Below are 4,192 nucleotides of genomic sequence, written 5' to 3'. Positions count from 1 at the left end.
GGAACGGCCGCGCCGGCCGCCGCCGTGTTCGCCGCCTGCCGGTGCGGATCGGCCCGCTTGCGCGGATCGCAGCGTCGTGGTCACGCCGTGTCGCCGCGCGTGTCGGTAGCGGGAGCGGCGGAAGCGGCCCTCACGATCCGCGTTTCGCGCATCACGCACAGCGTCGCGACGGTGACGAGGCCGAGCGCGACGAGAAACAGCGACACGGGCCACGATGTGTGATAGCGCGCGAGCAGCGCGGTGGCGATCAGCGGCGACATCCCGCCGGCGAAGATCGACGCGACTTCATGCCCGAGCGCGACGCCGGAGTAACGCACCTCGGTGCTGAACAGCTCGCCGACGAGCGCGGGCAGTGTGCCGATCATCGCGCCGTGGCTGACGGCCGTGCCGACCGTCAGCGCGAGCCAGACGAGCGGCGTCGCGCGCGTGTCGAGCAGCCAGAAGAACGGGAATGCGCACGCGACGAGGCTCAGCGCGCCGATCAGGTACACGGGCTTGCGGCCGATCCGGTCGGACAGCCGGCCCCACGCGAGCATCGCGCCCATCTCGACGATCATCGCGATCATCACGCCGGTCAGCATCACGCCGTTCGGGATGCCGACGTATTTGCCGTAGACCAGCGAGAACGCGAGAAAGATGTAGGCGCCGCCGTTCTCGGCCACGCGCAGCCCCATCGCGAGCAGGATTTCCTTCGGATGGCGGCGGATGCACTCGACGATCGGCAGATGCGTGTGCGCGCCGCGCCGGCCGGCCTGCTCGAAGTCACGGCTTTCGGGCAGATGACGGCGGATATAGATGCCGATCGCGAAGATCGCGATGCTCGCGAGGAACGGCAGCCGCCAGCCCCAGGTGCGGAACGCGTCGTCCGGCAGCGCCTGTGCGGCGAGAAACGCGGCCGACGACAGCACGAAGCCGCCGCCCACGCCGAGCTGGCTCCACGCCGCGTAGTAGCCGCGCTGCTCGGGCGGCGCGTTCTCGCTGATCATCAGCACACCGCCGCCCCATTCGCCGCCGGACGCGATGCCTTGCAGCAGGCGCAGCACGACGAGCGCCGCCGGTGCCCACAGGCCGACCTGCGCATAGGTCGGCAGCAGGCCGATCGCGAAGGTCGATGCGCCCATGATCAGCAGCGTCCACACGAGCGACGCCTTGCGCCCGTAGCGGTCGCCGACGTGGCCGAACACGATCCCGCCGAGCGGTCGCGCGACGAAGCCGAGCGCGAATGCCGCGAAGGCGGCGAGGCTGCCCGCGAGCGGCGACGCGCCGGGCGGAAAGAACACGTGGCCGAACACGAGCGCCGCGGCCGTGCCGTAAACGAAGAAGTCATACCACTCCATCGCGTTGCCGGCGACGGAGGCGATGACGATCCGGCGCAGCTGCCGGTCGGCGAGCGGCCGGGCGGCGCTCGGGGATTGCACGGTGTCGGTCGGGTACATGGCGGACTCTGAAGGGGGGCAGGCGCGTGCCGTCTTTGCGGCACTGCGGGCTAGTGTTGTCGGCCCCGTGTCCCCGGTCAAATCCGCAGAAAAAGGGGAGTGTCATCACTCCCGCAAATGATGGTCATGCGGCGCGCGGCCGTGCCCGCGCGCCCGGCATGCCGTCACCGCTCGATCTGCCGGTTCCAGCGCGTATCCCACTGCGCGCGGCGCGCGTTGATCGCGGTCCAGTCGACCACGGTCACCTTGCGCACGAGATCGTCGACATTGCCGAGGCTCTGTTGCATCGCGGCGGGCATCTTCGCGAGACGGTTGGTCGGAATCTGCTTGCCGGCTTCGGCCGCCTTCGTCTGCGCGGGCGCGGACAGCAGGAACTGCGCGAGCTTCTGCGCGAGCTGCGGATCGGGATTGTTCGCGACCACGCACAGGTCGACGAGCAGCAGCACGGGGCCTTCCTTCGGGTTCGCGTAGGCGACGGGGATGCCCTTGTCCTGCAGGTCGCCGACGCCGGTCGGCGTGAGCGGGAACAGGCCGGCTTCGCCGGTCTGCACCATCTCCGAGATCTTCGCCGAGTTCGGGATGTACTCGACGACGTTCGGCCCGACCGTGCTTGCCCACTTGCTGAAGCCGGGCTCGACGTTCTGCTCGTTGCCGCCGAGCAGCCGGTTGATCGCGAGGAAGCCGTGCAGCCCGAACGTGCTGCTGGATGCCGACTGGAACACGACCTTGCCCTTGTATTTCGGATCGGCGAAATCCATCCACGACGTCGGCGGCGTCCAGCCTTTCTCGGCGAACAGCTTCTTGTTGTACGCGATGCCGGTCATCCCGAGCTGCACGCCCGCGCCGACGTCGTCCTTCATCCGCGCGAACGGATACAACTCCTTCAGCACCGGCGAGTCGTCGAGCTTCTGGCACACGCCGAGGCTGACCGCGCGCGCCATCACGCCGTCGTCGAGGAACGCGACGTGGATCTGCGGCTTGTTGCGGTTCGCGAGCAGTTTCGCGAGCACGTCCGACGACGTGCCGGGCACGACGACGACCTTCACGTTGTTCGCCTTCTCGAAGTCGGGCAGCACCTGGCTCGTGTAGGCCTTCTCCATCGGGCCGCCATTCATGCCGACGTAGATCGTCTTCGTTTGCGCGAATGCGGGCGCGCCGGCACCTGCGATGCAGAGGGCGGCGGCGGCCGCGATCGTTCCGGGCAGTTTCATTTGTGGGTCTCCTCTTGACGGAAAGGGGCGGTCGGCTCGGCTTCGCGGAAGAAGCGGCCGATCGAGAATGCATCGAGCGGGGTGGCGGTTTCGCCGGTCATGACGAGATCGGCGAGCACGTCGCCGACGCCCGGCGCGAGCAGGAAGCCGCCGCCGGAAAAGCCGAACGCATGAAGCAGGCGCGGCGTCGTGCGGCTCGCGCCGATGATCGGGTTGTGGTCGGGCGTGCAGCCTTCGACGCCGCTCCACGTGCGGATCAGCAGTGCGTCACGCAGCGCGGGCAGCAGCGCGCAGGCATCGCGCATCACCGCGCGCGTCGTATCGACCGACGGCTGGCCGAATTCGCCGTCGCCGCGGCCGCGCCCGCCGCCGATCACGCAGTTGCCGCGCGCGACTTGCCGCGCATACACGCCGCCGCCATACACGCCGAGGTTGTGCGTGATGAACGGCGGCAGCGGTTCGGTCACCCACATGTTCGGGTAGATCGGCTCCATCGGCACGGCTTCGCCGAAGCGTTCGGCGATCGTGTTCGCCCACGCGCCGGCCGAGTTGATCAGCCACGTCGCGGTGCAGGCGCGGCCGCCTGCCTGAAAGTGAAAGCGCGTGCCGTCGTGGTGGACGTCGTCGACGGGGGTGTGCTCGAACACGTCCGCGCCCGCCGCGCGGGCCGCGCGCGCGAACGCGGGCGACACGAGTCGCGGGTTGGCGTGACCGTCGGTCTCGCACAGCGAGCCGCCGAGCGCCGCACGGCCGAGCCACGGGTAGCGGCGCCGGAACGCATCGCCGCGCATCACCTGCAGCGGCAGGCCGTATTCGCCGGCGAGCGTCGCGTAGGCATCGAGCGCGTCGAGATCGGCGTCGCTGCGCGCGAGCCGCAGGTGGCCCGACACGACGAATTCGCCGTCGATGCCGATCAGTTCGGGCAGGCGATCCCAGATGCGCCGCGCACGCAGCGCGAGCGGCAGCTGTTCGGCGGGCCGGCCCTGGCAGCGCACGCCACCGTAGTTCACGCCGCTCGCCTGCGCACCGCAATCGCGCCGCTCGAACAGCCCGGTGCGCAAGCCGCGGCGCGTCAGCGCGAGTGCGGCCGACGCGCCGACGAGGCCGCCGCCGACGATCGCGACGTCGTAATGCCGGGTCTCATTCATCGCGTGCCTCGTCGGGAATCGCCGCGACATCGTCGCCCGCCAGCGCGGCCGAGATCGGGAACGGCTTCACGGGCGGTTGCGCACGCAACCGGCCGACGTCGGCGAGCGGGCGACCGGTTTCGGCGGCCAGCAAGAGCGCGGCCGCGTCGCCGCACATGCGGCCCTGGCAGCGGCCCATTCCGACGCGCGTCAGCGCCTTCAGCCGGTTCAGCTCGGTTGCCGCGCCGTCGCGGACGCAGCGGCGCAGCGTCCCTGCATCGACCTCCTCGCAACGGCACACGATCGTGTCGTCCGCGCAGCGTACGGCCTGCTCGACCGGCGGCGCGAACGCCGCTTCGAGGCCCGCCCGGAATGCGCCGACGCGCGCGAGCGTGCGTTCGAGCGTCGCCCCGTCGGG

General features: G+C 70.3%; 4 protein-coding genes. All 4 read right to left on the bottom strand.

Features of this window, described 5'->3' with window-relative positions; all coding sequences use genetic code 11:
* Window positions 1-80 precede the first annotated feature (80 nt).
* Window positions 81-1,436, bottom strand: coding sequence for an MFS transporter (locus ABY44_RS12570; RefSeq protein WP_060171312.1), 1,356 nt, complete (start codon window positions 1,434-1,436; stop codon window positions 81-83).
* 164 nt (window positions 1,437-1,600) lie between these two features.
* A complete protein-coding gene (locus tag ABY44_RS12565; RefSeq protein WP_059693773.1) occupies window positions 1,601-2,647 on the bottom strand; it encodes an ABC transporter substrate-binding protein in 1,047 nt (348 codons plus the stop codon).
* Entirely contained in the window at window positions 2,644-3,795 is a 1,152-nt protein-coding gene (locus ABY44_RS12560) for an NAD(P)/FAD-dependent oxidoreductase (protein ID WP_060171310.1), read from the bottom strand. Before ABY44_RS12560 ends, ABY44_RS12565 begins: the two co-directional genes overlap by 4 nt.
* The coding region (locus tag ABY44_RS12555) for a (2Fe-2S)-binding protein (RefSeq protein WP_431641258.1) at window positions 3,788-4,192 on the bottom strand (405 nt) is incomplete at its 5' end. The genes ABY44_RS12560 and ABY44_RS12555, both read right to left, overlap by 8 nt.

Source organism: Burkholderia sp. ZZQ-2 (assembly GCF_050768715.1).
Lineage (GTDB): Bacteria > Pseudomonadota > Gammaproteobacteria > Burkholderiales > Burkholderiaceae > Burkholderia > Burkholderia cepacia.
The sequence above is the reverse complement of the archived record's forward strand: the minus strand, read 5'-3'. Positions and strand labels throughout refer to the sequence as shown.